Raw genomic sequence first — 16,850 nt, 5'->3', positions numbered from 1 at the left:
AAAACTAATGATAAATAGGATTAGGATAATCGGGAGGATCTTATGTTTGATGTGATCGTAATTGGCGGCGGACCATCTGGATTGATGGCCAGTGCGTCGGCAGGAATCCATGGAGCAAAAGTGCTGTTACTGGATAAAGGCAATAAATTAGGGAGAAAACTAGCGATCTCCGGTGGTGGACGCTGTAACGTAACCAATAATAAAAGTTTAGATGAATTGATTAAATTCATTCCCGGAAATGGACGATTTCTGCATAGTGTTTTTGCTACTTTTAACAACCAAGATATTATTCGCTTTTTTGAAGACCTTGGCATCGCTTTAAAAGAAGAAGACAACGGAAGAATGTTCCCCGTTTCAAATAGTGCCAAAGATGTAGTACAAGCATTACTGCAAAAAGTTCGTTCTGTGCATGTGGAAATGAAAACAAATACTGCTGTAAAACGCCTAATATATGAAAATGGGCAGGTAGTTGGTGTGGAAGGAATGGATGGAGAAGTCTGGAAAACGAAAAATGTCATTATCGCGACAGGTGGCAAGTCGGTGCCGCATACTGGTTCGACAGGAGATGGTTATGCTTGGGCAGAAGCCGCAGGGCACACGATAACAGAACTATTTCCAACAGAAGTCCCCATTACCTCTGACGAGCCACTCATTCGCACCAAAACATTGCAAGGCTTGTCTTTACGAGATGTTACTCTTTCTGTACTCAATCCAAAAGGAAAACCTGTCATTTCTCATCGTGGTGATATGATCTTTACTCATTTCGGCTTTTCAGGCCCTATCGCTCTTCGTTGCAGTCAATTTGTGCTAAAACAACAAAAGAAAACAGGCGAGAAGTGTATTCCTATGTTGATAGACCTGTTTCCAGATCAATCTTTGTCTAGTATCGAACAAGATTTACAGCATAAACGAAAAGCCCATCCAAAGAAACATACCGTAAATTTGATGAAAGGCTGGATTCCAGAAAGGCTCATTCCTGTTCTATGCCAAAAGGCTGAAATAGAAGAAGATCAACTTTCTGCTCATTTTTCCAATGAACAAATCCAAAAACTTGCAAAACTCGTGAAACATTTCCCGCTCTCTGCAAATGGGACATTGCCGCTAGAAAAGGCATTTGTCACAGGTGGTGGTGTTCATGTCAAAGAGGTAAATCCGAAAACAATGGGTTCCAAATTGATGAAGGGTCTCTACTTTTGCGGCGAAGTGTTGGATATTCATGGATATACAGGTGGTTACAATATTACTGCTGCGTTATGTACAGGCTATGTAGCTGGAAAAAATGCAGCTGAAAAAAATGAGGAGTACACCTCAATCCAAATTTAAAACTGAATCAAAATACAAATCCCCCCTCTCCTCCCTCTCGGATGCCCCGATTTACCGAAACGTTTCGTTTTCGGCTTTCAGTAAGCGGTAGGGAAGGGGGTTATTAACACTAGATAGATTGGAAACCTTTTAATATACATGATTTGATTTCGTCACTCAACTGTAGTTGTTCCAATTGATCAAGTCCAATCCATTTAGAATCGCTGTGATCTTCACTAAGTTTTATATTAGGATTAGTTGTTTCATTTTTTAGATTAACTTTATATAAAATTTCCACTGTATGACGGTTTCCACTTTCAGAAATATAGGAGAAAGTGTGATAAGGATTACTCACTTTTACATCTAAATTAACTTCTTCTTTGAATTCTCTAGCTAAAGCCTCAGCTGGATCTTCACCAAAGTCTACCTTTCCTCCTGGTAACTCAAAGTATCCTGGCAAAAATTTTTCTCTTTCACTTCGCTGAATGACTAAAACCTTATCGTCTTTCATAAGTAGACCTGTACTTACAACTTTTTGGATCAATGCAATCCCCTCCTGTGTATCATTCTAGTAAAGTGGGAAAAGAACGCTAAATTGCGTTCTTTTCTTTTTTTTCATAGTCTAGAAGTTCATATCTGTTATGATAAACTTTTTGAAATGCTTCTGCATAGTGAACAATGATATCATTATCGTCTGGTTCAGTGAAAGTCGGAAGACTCAACGTTTTTTGATAATATATCTCTGCATTTGGAAAATCCCCTTTTCTATAAGGACGTGGCTCTGGTCTTTCAGCGTTTCTTCTTGGCCATCCATTTTCGTACATTCCATCATCTAATGTTTGAAATAAAGGAAGCATATGCAAAGGTTTGGAACCCGGTTTCTTCACTTCTACACCTTCTGCTTGTTCAGTTTTGAGGGCATTTAAAGTTTTTGCACATGAATGGAGGCTCGATGGTGAAAAATACGTTGTTACAAACAGCAAGGCTCCAGATGGGTTGGAGCCAGCAACAATTGGCTGACTTCGCTCAGCTTTCTCTTTCGACCATAGAACGGGCAGAAGGCGGAAAGCAGATCAGAACGGACAGTGTTCAACGATTATGTCAAAGTCTCAAGCGTACACCTGAGGAATATTAGCTAGCTACCTAATACTCTTTCTATCCCTTTATGTACAGGATATGTAGCTGGAAAAAATGCAGCAATTTAAGTAGAAAATCCCCGTCACATTTGCGGGGATTTTATCTATCTTGGATTGGAGAATGGGTACTGTTTGGGAGTTGATAATTCCGGCTTAGAATCTTGTTGATCTATTTCCAGTTCCTCTACCCCAAATTCTTCTAGAACCCGTCGGCATAAACTGATCTCTTGACCAACCAAAGGATCATTATGATCAGATTTCATCAATAAGTTTTGGTATTGCAATAAAGCTTCTTCAATCAGGTCTAGTTCTGCTTTACTAAGATGGACTGTTATCTTCATCTATCCCTGCTGTTACCCGTTTGCCAATGGGAACTTTTGTAAACCGATGTGGCTGTGGGACAGCCTGCACCTCCTTCATATATTCCTACTCATCTTAACACAAACAAGAAAGCGTACCCATCGACAACTTCAATCATTTCATCGGAGTTAGGGTACGTAAAACATCCATTACTTCTTGATAAATCTTCTTCGCTCGGTTATCACCCGAATCTTTGACATTTTTTATAACAACGGAGACAGCGTACTGAGGATTGGAATAAGGTGCAAATCCAATCATCCATTTGTTATATAGCGATTTATCCACACCAACTTGTGCCGTTCCCGTTTTCCCAGATAATTTCCAGTTATCTCGTGACAGGGAACGAGCAGTCCCTTTTGTCACAACCATCCGCATCATATTTTTTACTGCATTTATCGTACTTGGTTTCAGGGCTTTAGCATTTGGTATATATTTATTGGTAAATTTCCAGATACTTTTGTTGTTCTGATCCTTAATTTCTGTAACCAATCTCGGTTGGATTGGCATGCCTCGATGAAACAGTGCTGTGATCATATTAGCTGCTTGAAGGGGAGTAACCTTAACATCTCGCTGTCCAATACCAGTCTGTACTGCTGCTCCTTTATCACGCAAAGAAGTGCTTTTTGCATAAATCAAGCCAGTACTCTCTTCTGGTAATTGACTAAAGTTATCATCACCTGGAATTTTGCCACTCCAACCTATTTTTTGGGCTAGTCCTAACCTTTTGGCATATGCTTGTAACTTCGCACCACCTAATTTTTCTGCAACAGAACCTAGAACAATATTACAGGAATTTGCATATGCCTCTGAAAAAGTCTGTTTGCCATGTACTTCTCCATCTGCATCTCGCAAATGGTACTTACCATCGAGTGATCCTTTGCATACATATGGTGTTTTTGGAGAAGTGATACCTTCTTCAAGAGCAGCTACTGCAACGACCGTTTTAAAAATAGAACCGGGAGTTGTTTCAACCAATGCTTCATTGATCCATGGAGCCAGGGATTCATCTTTTGTCCCCGAAACTCCTGCCATTGCAAGTATATTTCCTGTGGATATTTCTTGTACAACTACTGCGCCTTCTTCAACTTTTGCTGCTTTTATTATTTCTTCCACTTTGGTCTGCAATGTCAAATCTAAGGTAGTCACGATAGTTTTAGGATCGCTGGCTTGTTTGGACTTTGAACCTGTTACTTTTACCTGAACACCATTTAGCGCCTTCCCTCGGCCATCTGTTACAAAGCGAACAAGGCTTTCGCCCTCACCATGGAGAAAACGCTCAAAAGCGTATTCCAAACCAGTCATACCAAACCTAGATTGGAGCGAAAATTTCCCTGACTCTACTTCTTTAGGATAATGGTCTTTTAAGACGTATGCATTTCGAATCAATCTACCGATTACTTGTTTTGCTACTTCTCCTTCTGTCATTCGGTTATCCGATTGTACTGCAATTATTCCAGGAATATGAAGCGATTCTATCATATTAACTTGATCTATTGTTAGTTTATAAGGAGAAAGTACAGATGGTTTTTTTAACGAAACCAACTGTTGTTGAAAAGTTTGAAAAGCAATACCCAAAAGGGAGCTCAGTCTTGATAGCTGTTCTCTTCTTAAGTCGATCTGATCCTGGGTTTGAGGAAAAACAAGCAATCTCCATTGCAATTCACCGACGAACGGCTTCCCATTTCGATCTAATATTTTACCTCGCTTACTGTCCAAAATGATCTCTCTTGATTGGACTTTTTCCGCGAGAGCTACCAAATCTTTTTGGGCAACAGAGAAAGAGTGGGTGGAACTCACTTGAATCTGGTATAGTCGATAAATCAAGCCTGAGAATAAGCCTATCAACACAAAAAGCACTATCCATGTACGCCAAATTTTCATCTGCTTTCCACTCCTCCACCTTACCAGCTTAGGCAATAAAGAGCAGGGATAAACGAATAAAAAAAAGACCAAAATAGATAGTTAATTTGCTCATTTCTAGACAATTTTTATCTCATAAACAAAAATCAACAGAACAGGCAAAAATCACCCGTTCTGTATATCTACTTAGCTGACTTTTCATTTTTGTTACTCTGTGCTATTTTTGTTAATTGTTCTTTATAGGTTTTACTGAAGAAGTGAGTATTGGTGCCATCTTGTTTTGTGACATAAAACAGATAGGAATGTGCTTCAGGGTCTAATGCAGCTTGCAGTGCCTCTAAACCAGGATTGGATATCGGTCCTGGAGGTAAGCCTTTATTCAAATAAGTATTATAGGGACTACGCAGTTTGGTATCGTTATGACCTAATTTTTTCTTGATGATCCCATTTAGACTATAGGCATATATAATCGATGCGTCCACTTGAAGTGGCATATTAATTTTTAAACGGTTATAGATTACACCAGAAATGATCGGTAACTCTGACCGTACTCGACCTTCCCTTTCAATCAGAGAAGCGATCGTAACCCATTGATCAATATTGTATTTTGAATTTGAATTGATCAGTTTATTTCTTGCGTCCAACTTATTCATCCGTTTGGCAAATTGACGCACCATTTCATTAACTATTTCTTCCCCAGACTCTCCTCGATGGAATTCATATGTACTTGGGAAAAGGTATCCTTCAAGCTTATATTTCCGTACTGGCGTTTTCTTAATTTCCTGCTCAAAAGTAAATTGATCTTTATTACTCGGACGATTTACTGCCTTTAAAAAATCTTCTTTGGAAAAACCTTTTGCTTGTAAAATATTTGCAATTTCATTCACGGTTTTTCCTTCAGGGATCGTAACTTTAATAAGATCTTGCTTTCCAATCGCAATCTTATTTAAAATATCATCTAAATTTTCATCTGGCTTAATTTCATATGACCCTGCGAGTAGATTTATTCTCTGCCGGTAAGCGGCATAATAACGAAAAAACCAATCTTCTCGAATTAAGTTTTTACTTTTTAAGATGCTCCCTATCTGTTTTAACGAAGAATCTGGCTCAATATCAATTTCCACTGCTTTTGATCGAGACGGGGATTCAAGTGTCCAATCAATAAAGTAGTAGCCTGTGATGATCCAACCAGCAAGTAAAACAAACGTTAGAATTATGCGAAGAAACCACTTCATCAAGAACTTCCTCTCATACAACCTTCCCCACATGAATAACCTTCTTGTGGAACCCTAGGATGGGAGTTGATTAAAGTGCTAGTTTCTATGTTAACATACTTTAAAAATAAAAATAACGAGGAATATACCCCGTTATTTGTCAATCATAGTAAGTATTCAGATGGTAATGAACAGCATCCATCACATTTTCCCATTCATCAACAGTCTCAATTTCACCAATCTGTCCATCTGCTAATACTTCATATAAATATGCTTCCCCAACACCATGCTGCGTTCCTTGCATGAAGGCATAGTGAACCCCATCTACTTCTACTTCGTGAAGAACCCGCAAGATCTCCTCTCCGTAAGACTTAGTATGTACATAAGACATACCATCTTCTAACTTATCCCGTAAATGAGTCACTTCTTTCATATCCGAACTACTCCTTAGATTTCTTCAGCATCAAGTAAGGTTTGCAATACTTCTTCTAACATTTCCCATTCTGCGTCATCTTCCACAGGGGATAGTACGAGATCGTCCCCATTTTCAGAGTACCGGAAAGGATACACATCTTGTTCTTCTTCCTCTGAAGCACTTGTCGGTACGAGAAAAACATACTTGATACCAGTGGATGGATTTTCAAAATAAGTAACTACTTCAAAATCCTCTTCTCCACCATCTTCTTGTGATATTGTGATGATATCTACTTCATGTTCTGTCATTGGTATTTCCCCCTATTTGCATCTAAATAGCCTTGTAATATCCATTGTGCGGCTACTTGATCTACTACTTGTTTTCTTTTTTTCCTGCTCACATCGGCCTTGATCAAAGACCTCTGCGCTGCTGCAGTGGAAAGACGCTCGTCCCATAAGTCAACAGGAAGAGCATAACGCTCTTTCAGCACATCTGCAACCTGTTTGCTCGCTTCACCTTTTGATCCAATGGAGCCATCCATGTTTCGTGGAAAACCGATAACGATTCTTTCTACTTCATATTCTTGGATAAGGGTATCTAGACGATGCAACCAATCAGGGGTTTGTTTCTTGTCAATTACTTCCAATCCTTGTGCTGTCAGCCCTAAGAGATCACTCACTGCAATCCCAATACGTCTTTCACCCAAATCTAAAGCTAAAATTCGCACCATTACAAACGGTCCTTCTTTACTAAACTACAAACAAACCTTTCCATTGAAAACCCCATCTATTCAGATGACTAAATGGGCAATTTTCCCTATCGAACTCTATGTAGGATTTTTCCATCATATTTATTGAGTTTACCAACAGAATATATGTTTGTAAAGTTATTATTAGAAGCGATGGCCGGATTGATAACCCTAACCATCGCTTTCGTCCCAAAGGGATTTTACTTTGACTCTTACTGGTCTGGATTTAGATATGATTTTACCAACTCTTCAATGATATCATCTCTATCTACACTTTTAATCAACGACCTTGCCTGATTATGACGAGGAATATAAGCAGGATCGCCTGAAATTAAGTAACCAACAATTTGGTTGATAGGATTGTATCCTTTTTCCTCTAAAGAATGGTAAACAAGTGTCAATATTTGTTTTACACTCGACTTATTTCCCAGTTGAAACTGAAACTTTCTCGTTTCATCCACGGATCATCTCAGCCCCTTTTTTCTGTGTGGATCAGCAGCTACTTACCTTTTTCGGTCTTAAGTCCGAATGTCCTTTTTTTCCGTGACCCAAACTTTAACTTGTTGTAATGCTTCTTGCAATTTTTCTGGCTGCTTCCCGCCAGCTTGCGCCATGTTTGGTCGGCCACCTCCACCGCCACCACAAATAGAAGCAACCTCTTTTATTAATTTACCCGCATGGAACCCTTTTTGAACATAAATTGGTGCAACAGAAGCAACAAAATTTACTTTATTATCATGAACGGCTCCAAGTACAATAATACCATCTCTTTTTTCTTTTAGATCATCCATTAATTTACGCAGGCTATCCATATCTGGAGCATCTACCCCAGCCGCGAGAACTGGCACTCCATCCACTTCTACCCATTGGTTCTGTAGTTCTACAGCAGCAGATTGACTTTGCTTTGCCAGCAAAGATTCATTGGTACGTGTCAAATCTTTGACTGATTCTTGCAGTTGAATAATACGAGCAGGCACATCATGTAAGTTTGTTTTCAAAAGCTGAGCGCTAGATTTGAGTATGGTAAATTGTTGTTCCAAATATTCAAAGGCACGTTTTGCCGTTGCAGCCTCGATTCTCCTTACTCCAGACCCAATTCCACTTTCACTTAAAATTTTAAACAAGCCGATCTCACTCGTGTTTTGCACATGCGTGCCACCACAAAGCTCCAAACTATAATCCCCAACTTGTACTACTCGAACTTCTGCTTTATACTTTTCGCCAAACAGTGCCATAGCTCCCATTGCTTTTGCTTCATCCAATGGTTTTATGCTTGTCGTCACAGGTATATTCAACCAAATTTGTTCATTTACTTTTTGTTCTACTTGCTGAATTTCGTCTTCCGTCATTGCCCCGATATGGGAAAAATCAAATCGCAGGCGATCCGGAGCGACCAATGACCCTGCTTGGTTTACATGGTTCCCTAATACTTCTTTTAAAGCTTTGTGCAGTAAGTGTGTAGCAGTATGATTCTTCACTGTTGCTTGACGAAGATTTTTCGCTATCTCTGCGGTTACTTCTTCATTTTTTTGTAAGACACCATTTTTAACTTCGACAGATATCAGATGTTCTTCATGAGGTCCCTTTTGCACATCGGTCACTTCTGCCATAGCTTCTAATGTTCGCACATTACCTAAATCAGCTACTTGACCCCCGCTTTCTGCATAAAAAGGAGATTCTCTCAGCACGAGGATTCCTTTATCCCCCTCTTGTAAACTGTTTACTTCTTCCCCATCTTTGATGATGGCAGCAATAGAAGTATGACTTGTATCTTGTTCATAACCAACAAATTCAGTGTCTACTTCCAGATTTGCAATCGCACCGCCTTGCACTTGCATGCTGTTGCCTTCTGACCTAGCAGCACGTGCACGATCCCGTTGACCTTGCATCTCTTCTTCAAAAGCATCTCGATCCACTTTAAGCCCATGTTCTCTTGCAAAGTCTTCTGTTAAATCGATTGGAAATCCATACGTATCATATAATTTAAATGCTTCCAGGCCAGTTAGACTCTCTCGATTTTCCGCTTTTGCCTTGTCGACCCATTCACCCAATATACGCAAGCCATCGGTCAATGTTTCTAAAAATCTCTCTTCTTCGCCCCGAATTACTTTCTCGATAAATTCTCTCCCAGCATATGGTTCTGGATAATAATCCTTCATAATCTCTGCGACTACACCCGTTAATTCATATAAAAATGGCTTTTTTAGCCCCAGATTGCGACCATAACGGACAGCCCGACGCAAGAGACGACGAAGTACGTAACCACGGCCTTCATTAGAAGGTATAACACCGTCAGCAATGGCAAATACAACCGTTCTCGCATGTTCTGCGATTACTTTTAAGGCGATATCCACTTCTTCTGTTGTTCCATACGTTACACCAGCTTGTTTACATATCGTCTGAATCGTTGGCTGAAAGAGCTCTGTGTCATAGTTAGTTGGCACATCCTGCATCACAGAAGCCATTCGTTCTAAGCCCATTCCTGTATCGATGTTCTTATTTGGGAGCGGTGTATAAGAACCGTCTGGATTGTGATTAAACTGGGAAAAAACAAGGTTCCAAATCTCGAGATAACGCTCATTCTCTCCACCTGGATAACACTCTGGATCACTTAGGTCTCCATACTTATCTCCACGATCATAAAAAATCTCCGAATTAGGACCACTCGGTCCTTCTCCGATATCCCAAAAGTTCTCCTCCAGCTTCACAATGTGATCTGCTGGCAATCCAATGTCTTCATGCCAGTGCTGATAAGCTTCATCGTCTTCTGGATGAATCGTAACATACAATTTATCGGGAGAAAGTCCCATCCATTTTGGGCTGGTGAGAAATTCCCAAGCCCACTGGATAGCTTCTTTTTTAAAGTAGTCTCCAATCGAAAAATTACCTAGCATCTCAAAAAAGGTATGGTGTCTTGCTGTATAACCAACGTTTTCAATATCATTGGTACGGATTGACTTTTGTGCGTTTACAATACGGGGATTTTCTGGTACTAAACGTCCATCAAAATATTTTTTTAACGTTGCTACACCAGAATTAATCCACAATAAACTGGGATCATCTACAGGAACCAATGATGCACTTGGCTCAATCTGATGACCTTTTTCCACGAAAAAATCCAAAAACTTACGACGAATTTCATCTGCTTTCATTTTTCTACACCCTTTCCCGTTAAGCGAAACCGATACAAAAAAGCCCACTCATCCCTAAACAAGGGACGAGCAGGCCCGTGGTACCACCCTAATTACTACTTACGTAGTCACTTCTTGTATCGATAACGGCTTTTTGCCGGCAGTTATTAGCTGCTACTCATAGAACTGGCTACCTCCATAGCCTCACTGAGAAAGCCTCACAGCCAAGGGCTCTCCTCTCTTGCAGTTGTTTATGGAGCTCGGTTCCATCAATGCAAACAAATATAGAATTATCGTTTCTATTATACACAAAAAGCACAAAAATACTATCATTTATTAGTCAGGTTTTTTCACTTAATGAAAATGTTCTTTTCTCTCACTTGCTGGTATGAATTTGAGTCTCTCTGTTATCTTTTGTATTGTATTATTATCTAACATAGCACGATATGGAACTGGACAAGGAAGTAGGTGCGACTTTTAATGCCGAAAATGGTAAATCATGAAACCCGGAAAAAAGAAATTGTCCAAGCTGCATGGGAGATCATTCAAAACAAAGGAATCGAAGAAGTTTCTGTTAGAAAAATTGCAGATGTCATGCATCTATCCACAGGTTCTATTCGATATTACTTCCCAACGCAACGCGAATTACTGAGAACTTGTATCCGCTCAGCAGGAGAAAAAGTACATCAGCATATTTTATCGCAAATTGATTTGTCTTTATCATGTAATGAAGTAATCGATCAACTAGTAGCCGAGATAATGCCAATGGATGAAACAGACCACAGAAATATGTCTACTTGGTACGAGATTATCACATACACCAAAAAACATCCTGATTTAGAGGATATTTCTATACGTATCTTTCAATTTATGCGCCATATGCAAGCAACTTATATTGACTTATTAAGACAAGGTAATTTTCTAGCTGAAAATCTAGACTTAGAAATCGAAATAGAAAGATTACATGCACTAGTAAATGGTTTGTCTACTCATTGGAACGTGGAACCAATTTCCAAAACCAAAAACATTATCAAAAAAACGCTTCAAACCCATTTAAAATCAATATGCAAACAGTAGGAATTGAGTTCGTACTTTTTTTGCTGTTTTGTAATTTTACTTGTTTTTTTATCACACCTGTGATAAAAAGAGAATATCAACGGATGTATGACATCAAGGATGTGTAATCATGAAAAATCGTATTTATTATTTGGATCATATTCGAGTATTTCTAACGATTTTGGTTCTCTTTCATCATGCAGCACTACCTTATACCCCTCTCGAAGGAGTATGGTATGTATCAGATATGGGACATGAACAGGCAATCTCCTCTTATATCCTCACCTTTTTTATTGCTATCAACCAAGCTTTTTTCATGGGTTTCTTTTTCTTTTTAGCTGGTTATTTTACTCCCTTTTCACTTGATCGCAAGAAACCCCGCCTATTTATAAAAGATAGACTTATCCGGTTGGGTATCCCTATCTTAGTGTATCTGTTTATCCTAAGCCCAATTGTTCAGTTTATGGCCTCCACAGAAAAACTTAATTTTTGGACATTTTATAAGGCGAAAATTTTATCCTTACAGAGCATAGAAACAGGTCCTATCTGGTTTGTAGAAGTTTTATTAATCTTTACTCTAATCTATGTATTCCTTCGATTCATCTGGATAAAACATCCTTCTAATGAGGAGCAAGCCTTCCCTTCTTCAAAAAAGCTTCTTTTCACGGCAATATTATTGGGTATTTTCACCTTTACGATTCGTCTGGTATATCCCATTGGTTTCTGGGTTTGGGGCATTCAAATCGCATATCTCCCTTCCTACTTGTTACTGTTTTACATTGGTATCATTGCTGGAAGAAAAAACTGGCTAGAGACAATTCCAAAAAAGACAACCAAGCAATGGATATGGTGTTTTGCTATTGTTGCTCCGTTATTCCCGCTTAGTTTACTCTTTTTCCAAGGAAATACAAATGGAGGTTTCAACCTCCAAGCATTTTCTTATGCAATGTGGGAGTCTTTGATTGCATTTGGGATTTGCTTAGGGTTATTAGCCCTGTTCCGAAAATATGCCAATGAAACTGGGGCACTTTGGTCAAATCTATCAAGAACAGCATTTACTGTATATATCATTCATCCAATTATCTTAGTAGGATATGCATTATTACTTAAGAGTACATCGCTTCAACCTCTGTTCAAATTTTTTACAGTAGGTTTCATAGGAACAGTCACTTGTTTTTTACTCGCATCCATAATCGTGAAAATTCCTTATGTCAATAAAGTCATCTAGCAGAAACATCACCTAGTTCATATACTAGGTGATGTTTCTGTTGGCAAATTTGGTTTCTCACATTGGGATATGTTTACCCATAATAACAAGATCACGTTTTACCCCATCGAGTTCTGCCACTAGTGGTAAGTATCCCCACTCTTCAAAACCAAATCGTTTAAACAGTTTTAAACTGGGTGTGTTATGACCAAAAATACGACCTACTAAAGTTTCTATGTGTAAGCTTGGTGCCGCTTCAATAGCTTCTCTCAGGAGGATACTACCTAGACCTTGCCCACGAAATTTCTCATCTAAATAAATACTGAGTTCAGCAGTTTTCTTATACGCAGCTCGTTGATTGAAATTTTCAAAGCTTAACCAAGCCGCTACCTCATTTTGAGCAGTAGTAAAAACCCATAATGGCCGATTAGATGGGTTATGCCCCGCAAACCAATCCTTTCTATCCTCTACGGTAACAGGAGTTAGATCAGCGGTTACCATTCTGCTTGAAACGGTACTATTATAAATTTCTATGATTCTAGGCAGATCACCTTTGGTAGCTATTCTTTTGGTAAACAACGACATACCTATCCTCCCCATTTGACTTAATATCTTTTGCTTAGTATATCTAAGATAGTTGTCATTTTGTTTAGATGATGTATTTGAAATATCTGGACTTCCAGAATCATTTTAAACCTTGCTCTACAAATCAGAAAAGAAAAAGAATAGATATCGCCAAATCAATGCCTATACTTTTAATCGGTCTTATGATGAAGATAAGAGGTAACAACAAATTCAAATACAACCTTCCCTACCGCTAAGGTTGGAACAGCCAGTAATAATCCCCATACTCCTCCTATCTCCTCCCCCACTAACAAAGCGAAAATAATTGCTAAGGGGTGAAGGCGAAGGGACCTTCCCACGATTTGCGGAGATATAATATTCCCTTCCAATATTTGTATGACCAAATTGACAATGACTGTCCCGATCACCATCTTAAATGAGATGGTACAAGCTAATAAAATAGCTGGAATTACACCAAAGAAAGGACCTACATAAGGAATGACATTAAACAGAGCAACAAAAAAGGCAAACAAAAAAGCATAGGGAAGCCCTATTATTTTGTAGCCAATAAAAGCTAAAATACCAATGATAAAACAGACGATAAATTGCCCTCGTATATAATTTCCTAATACTAAATCAATACTTCGAAACAGCCGAGCTATTTCCCCTCTTCGCTGTTTGGGCAGCATGGTTAGAAAAAAACTTTCAATCCGATCAATATCTTTTAACATATAAAAGGACAGAAATGGAATGATCAGCAACAAGAAAATTTGATTTAACAAATCCCCCAAGCTTCCCATCAATCCAGCCATCCAATTGCTCACTTTTTGTTCTAATCCAGAAACCATCTGTTCTAATTTGATATGTAAGTTGTGTGGCAATATATCTTCACTATGGTCATGATATTTATGCCACAATGCATTAAATTGTTCATTCCATTGGGGAAGATGCATAACCAATTGATAAACTTGCTTCTCTAAAATGGGAAATAAATTCATGACCAACACTGTTATCGAGAGCAGAAAAACAGCATAAATAAGCAGAATTGCCATAAAACGAGGCACTTTTCGTCTTGCTAACAAATTGACAATGGGATGCAGCAAGTAGGCAATAAAGACAGCTAAAAAAAAGGGCACACAGACTGATTTTAGGAAAAATCCGATATGGTGAAACAAAGAACCTAGTTGGATGAGTAAATAAACGCTACCTAATAGAACAAACAGAAATACCGACAGTTGGAAAAAACGGGACTGTAAAAGTTTCTCCATATCCGTTCACCTCATTGTTGTTAGGATACGAAAATTTTCCCTAGATTATGTCCAAAAGTCGGTTTATCTTCGAAACACTTATTTTCTCATTAGTAGCATTGCCAAATGAATTTACCGGATGGGCTTTTGCTATCGGCATTTATAAAGACATAACCTGATCCGCTGTCTCCAAAGTTTGCAAAAGGACAGTAATATTCATTTGAACCTAGTTCGGAAATCCAAACAAACTCATCTTCTCCTACTTGTAACTGATACGATTTCTTTCCTTCGTATTCCGATGTTTCTCCAATCGGCAGCTCTGATAGATCAGTTGCTTTCACACGAAATCCGTTGTCTAATTGCACAGCAAACTGATAGTTTTCCCCCACCTCTTCATCCGATTGTATCCAAATCGGTGTCCCTCCAAAATGCGTCCAATTCTCCTGACCTGTCTCCTCCTTTGTTTCCCAAGCCGTTACAGCCAGATCAGGAAGCATCAGCGTGTCTTCATCTGGTAACTCCGTTATCGGATTATTGTTCCATTCTTCCTGTTCTAGAATGAGAACTTTATTACAACCATCCTCTGCATCCCATGTACTGCATCCTTCTTCACTTTCACATTGGAACAAATACAAAACACGCCCTTCTTTTCCAAGTGGAAGGCGGGTTGGATGGTGTTTCATTTGAAATAAAAACGTCATAGGACCCTCACACTCTTTGCAAACTGGCCATTTTTCTATTGGCAACCCAACAGGCAATCCGCCGAATTTGACATCATTATCTTTTTCTTTAGCATCACTGAAACCAGCAAATGCAAACTTTGGTATATGTATCAAATGTATCCACTCCTTTGTTAACGTCGGACGGGTCACCCATTTGCATGGATGACCCGTCCCAAGCCCAATACTCTGGACTAGAACACTATTTATTTGTTTAGATCACCACATCCCTGATCAGATTCGGGATGGTGGCTTTCCATTGGTGTAACCACTGATCAGATAACGGATCTCCCGCGTGCTGAGCTCTCGTCCATTGCGCTTCCTGCGAATGATCCGAGAAACACGAAGATCCCGAGGCCTGCCGTAACCCCGCTTAATACCTTCGACCTTGGACAGGTCTACTCGATTGACGGAAAAATGCTCAAGTGTTACCAATTGCAGTCGAGCCTTTTCAAGGATAGAAAGCCCCTTGAAGTGGGCAGCCATTGCCCATGCGGAAATCTGGTAATCGGGAATGTTTCCCTCAGCAAATCCACGGACGAGATACCTGATCTCTTCTGCCGTGTTGTCTTGACCGTCGCGCTTCTTGCGGATGATATCAACTGTTTTCACTATGATTCCTATCTTGTCTAGTCTCTACTTATTGAATGGCTCAGTTGGATCGAGGTTATGGGCATGAAAGCCCACTTGAGAGCATCCTCGTAAATATGTGATGCTTTCCGAATTCCCGATACATACTGAAACCTATCGTAATTCTATCATCAGAATCATCGAAAAGCATCATGTTCCATGCATATTTTGTCCAAAATTATGTTCTCCAGAGATTTTATTAGAAATATAAATAAATGGAACCCTCTGTTTATAAATAAAACACACCCTTACTGTTTACTAACAAGTAAGGGTGTGTTTTAGCTCAAAAAAAGATATTACCTTGCAAAACCAATTTTCCGTAGAAATTGTCTTGCTAATAAGCGTGAAAAGGTACCACCAACAAATAGATTACGTCTTAATTTCCTCATGCTCTGGTTATCCATGCGAAGATACGCAATACCTGTAATGATCGCACCGATAAATGTTAGTAGATAAATGCTTCTCATGCTTATTTCCCCCTTATAAGGAAGCGGTATATTCTGGAGACGATCTGCCGTGATCTTCCAGAAATAAATCATTGAGAGAGGTTAAACTTCCATCCTCTTCGACTTGGTAGATATTTTGAATCATATCTGTACCATCTGTTGTCATCTCTATATAACAATGCCAGCAATATAGTTGGTTAGTGCCTACCTTTCCCAGGTCGTGAGAATGGCAATTGGGGCAGCGAAGTAACATGGATAATCCCTTCTTTAATGCGTTTCTTTTATAACATAACCCGTTTCTGGAGCAATCAAAATATCTTTGTTCCAATCCACTGGTTCCTCAACTTGAAACAATTTGCGGCCATCTCTTAAATCATTGAGAAGACCATTTGACAATTCGTACCCTACCAATGTTCCCATATCGAGAGAAAAATAGACATTTTCTACCAACCCGAGAAATGTTCCAGTGGTGAGTATCACAGTACGTCCTTTTAAACGCTTATCACCACTGAGGAGGCATGTAAACGCTTCCTCATTTTTGGTGAATGGGACAAGAGATTTTGCGCTTTCCACCATTATTGTATCTCTGCCCATTTGGATAATATTTTTGACGGGGAGAAACCGTCGATGCCGCCACCAACCGCAATGCTCTAACATACAACCAACTAAATATTGCTCGTTGTTAAATAAAAGATCGACAACTGCACCCAACTGTTTTCCAGACTCCTGAGCGGTAACAGTAAGTCCTATCACTTCCTGGGATTTGCGCAAGGTATCATCCTCCTCCCGCTATCCCTTAGTGTAACTCGATTCTC

General features: G+C 39.3%; 21 protein-coding genes. 4 read left to right on the top strand and 17 right to left on the bottom strand.

The window, feature by feature from the left end; all coding sequences use genetic code 11:
- Nucleotides 1-42 precede the first annotated feature (42 nt).
- Complete coding sequence (locus MK805_RS01600) at nucleotides 43-1,323, top strand: BaiN/RdsA family NAD(P)/FAD-dependent oxidoreductase (protein ID WP_240873440.1); 1,281 nt, start codon at nucleotides 43-45, stop codon at nucleotides 1,321-1,323.
- Between the two features lie 109 nt (nucleotides 1,324-1,432).
- On the opposite strand, the gene MK805_RS01595 is transcribed toward MK805_RS01600, so the two are convergent.
- Together MK805_RS01595 and MK805_RS01590 are read right to left on the bottom strand one after the other, a co-directional pair.
- Nucleotides 1,433-1,846: an NUDIX hydrolase gene (locus tag MK805_RS01595; protein ID WP_240873439.1), complete on the bottom strand. Its 414-nt coding sequence runs from the start codon at nucleotides 1,844-1,846 to the stop codon at nucleotides 1,433-1,435.
- Between the two features lie 46 nt (nucleotides 1,847-1,892).
- Nucleotides 1,893-2,189, bottom strand: coding sequence for a hypothetical protein (locus MK805_RS01590; protein WP_240873438.1), 297 nt, complete (start codon nucleotides 2,187-2,189; stop codon nucleotides 1,893-1,895).
- 65 nt (nucleotides 2,190-2,254) lie between these two features.
- Here MK805_RS01590 and MK805_RS01585 point away from each other — a divergent pair, with 65 nt between their 5' ends.
- Nucleotides 2,255-2,437, top strand: a complete 183-nt coding sequence (locus tag MK805_RS01585; RefSeq protein WP_240873437.1) for a helix-turn-helix domain-containing protein — start codon at nucleotides 2,255-2,257, stop codon at nucleotides 2,435-2,437.
- 105 nt (nucleotides 2,438-2,542) lie between these two features.
- Here the strand turns inward: MK805_RS01585 and MK805_RS01580 are convergent, their stop codons facing one another.
- The 8 genes from MK805_RS01580 to alaS all read right to left on the bottom strand — a co-directional run bounded on the left by MK805_RS01580 (nucleotide 2,543) and on the right by alaS (nucleotide 10,187).
- Nucleotides 2,543-2,779 carry a hypothetical protein gene (locus MK805_RS01580; protein ID WP_240873436.1) on the bottom strand — a complete coding sequence of 79 codons (237 nt, stop codon included), beginning with the start codon at nucleotides 2,777-2,779 and terminating at the stop codon, nucleotides 2,543-2,545.
- A gap of 133 nt (nucleotides 2,780-2,912) precedes the next feature.
- Entirely contained in the window at nucleotides 2,913-4,679 is a 1,767-nt protein-coding gene (locus tag MK805_RS01575; RefSeq protein WP_240873435.1) for a peptidoglycan D,D-transpeptidase FtsI family protein, read from the bottom strand.
- Between the two features lie 161 nt (nucleotides 4,680-4,840).
- A complete protein-coding gene (gene mltG, locus MK805_RS01570; RefSeq protein WP_240873434.1) occupies nucleotides 4,841-5,893 on the bottom strand; it encodes an endolytic transglycosylase MltG in 1,053 nt (350 codons plus the stop codon).
- A gap of 139 nt (nucleotides 5,894-6,032) precedes the next feature.
- The gene (locus tag MK805_RS01565) at nucleotides 6,033-6,305 is read right to left on the bottom strand and encodes a hypothetical protein (protein ID WP_240873433.1); all 273 of its coding nucleotides are present in this window, start codon (nucleotides 6,303-6,305) and stop codon (nucleotides 6,033-6,035) included.
- A gap of 14 nt (nucleotides 6,306-6,319) precedes the next feature.
- Nucleotides 6,320-6,595: a DUF1292 domain-containing protein gene (locus MK805_RS01560; protein WP_240873432.1), complete on the bottom strand. Its 276-nt coding sequence runs from the start codon at nucleotides 6,593-6,595 to the stop codon at nucleotides 6,320-6,322.
- Nucleotides 6,592-7,017, bottom strand: a complete 426-nt coding sequence (gene ruvX, locus MK805_RS01555; protein ID WP_240873431.1) for a Holliday junction resolvase RuvX — start codon at nucleotides 7,015-7,017, stop codon at nucleotides 6,592-6,594. Before ruvX ends, MK805_RS01560 begins: the two co-directional genes overlap by 4 nt.
- A gap of 230 nt (nucleotides 7,018-7,247) precedes the next feature.
- Complete coding sequence (locus MK805_RS01550) at nucleotides 7,248-7,496, bottom strand: IreB family regulatory phosphoprotein (RefSeq protein ID WP_240873430.1); 249 nt, start codon at nucleotides 7,494-7,496, stop codon at nucleotides 7,248-7,250.
- Between the two features lie 57 nt (nucleotides 7,497-7,553).
- Nucleotides 7,554-10,187, bottom strand: a complete 2,634-nt coding sequence (alaS, locus tag MK805_RS01545; RefSeq protein WP_240873429.1) for an alanine--tRNA ligase — start codon at nucleotides 10,185-10,187, stop codon at nucleotides 7,554-7,556.
- Nucleotides 10,188-10,646: 459 nt separating this feature from the next.
- Here alaS and MK805_RS01540 point away from each other — a divergent pair, with 459 nt between their 5' ends.
- Both MK805_RS01540 and MK805_RS01535 read left to right on the top strand, forming a co-directional pair.
- A complete protein-coding gene (locus tag MK805_RS01540) occupies nucleotides 10,647-11,243 on the top strand; it encodes a TetR/AcrR family transcriptional regulator (RefSeq protein WP_240873428.1) in 597 nt (198 codons plus the stop codon).
- Between the two features lie 109 nt (nucleotides 11,244-11,352).
- On the top strand, nucleotides 11,353-12,450 hold the full coding sequence (locus tag MK805_RS01535; RefSeq protein ID WP_240873427.1) for an acyltransferase family protein: 1,098 nt from the start codon (nucleotides 11,353-11,355) through the stop codon (nucleotides 12,448-12,450).
- Nucleotides 12,451-12,507: 57 nt separating this feature from the next.
- On the opposite strand, the gene MK805_RS01530 is transcribed toward MK805_RS01535, so the two are convergent.
- The 7 genes from MK805_RS01530 to MK805_RS01500 form a co-directional block, all read right to left on the bottom strand.
- Nucleotides 12,508-13,014: a GNAT family N-acetyltransferase gene (locus MK805_RS01530; RefSeq protein WP_240873426.1), complete on the bottom strand. Its 507-nt coding sequence runs from the start codon at nucleotides 13,012-13,014 to the stop codon at nucleotides 12,508-12,510.
- Nucleotides 13,015-13,184: 170 nt separating this feature from the next.
- Complete coding sequence (locus tag MK805_RS01525) at nucleotides 13,185-14,261, bottom strand: AI-2E family transporter (protein WP_240873425.1); 1,077 nt, start codon at nucleotides 14,259-14,261, stop codon at nucleotides 13,185-13,187.
- Between the two features lie 89 nt (nucleotides 14,262-14,350).
- Nucleotides 14,351-15,076 carry a DUF1963 domain-containing protein gene (locus MK805_RS01520; RefSeq protein WP_240873424.1) on the bottom strand — a complete coding sequence of 242 codons (726 nt, stop codon included), beginning with the start codon at nucleotides 15,074-15,076 and terminating at the stop codon, nucleotides 14,351-14,353.
- A gap of 117 nt (nucleotides 15,077-15,193) precedes the next feature.
- The gene (locus MK805_RS01515; RefSeq protein ID WP_240873423.1) at nucleotides 15,194-15,571 is read right to left on the bottom strand and encodes a hypothetical protein; all 378 of its coding nucleotides are present in this window, start codon (nucleotides 15,569-15,571) and stop codon (nucleotides 15,194-15,196) included.
- 314 nt (nucleotides 15,572-15,885) lie between these two features.
- Entirely contained in the window at nucleotides 15,886-16,056 is a 171-nt protein-coding gene (locus MK805_RS01510; RefSeq protein WP_240873422.1) for a hypothetical protein, read from the bottom strand.
- Nucleotides 16,057-16,069: 13 nt separating this feature from the next.
- Nucleotides 16,070-16,288 carry a hypothetical protein gene (locus tag MK805_RS01505; RefSeq protein ID WP_240873421.1) on the bottom strand — a complete coding sequence of 73 codons (219 nt, stop codon included), beginning with the start codon at nucleotides 16,286-16,288 and terminating at the stop codon, nucleotides 16,070-16,072.
- Between the two features lie 14 nt (nucleotides 16,289-16,302).
- Complete coding sequence (locus MK805_RS01500; protein WP_240873420.1) at nucleotides 16,303-16,806, bottom strand: PRC-barrel domain-containing protein; 504 nt, start codon at nucleotides 16,804-16,806, stop codon at nucleotides 16,303-16,305.
- Nucleotides 16,807-16,850 lie beyond the last annotated feature (44 nt).

This window comes from Shimazuella soli, from assembly GCF_022511585.1.
Lineage (GTDB): Bacteria > Bacillota > Bacilli > Thermoactinomycetales > Thermoactinomycetaceae > Shimazuella > Shimazuella soli.
This window is presented reverse-complemented; position numbering and strand designations above follow the sequence as displayed.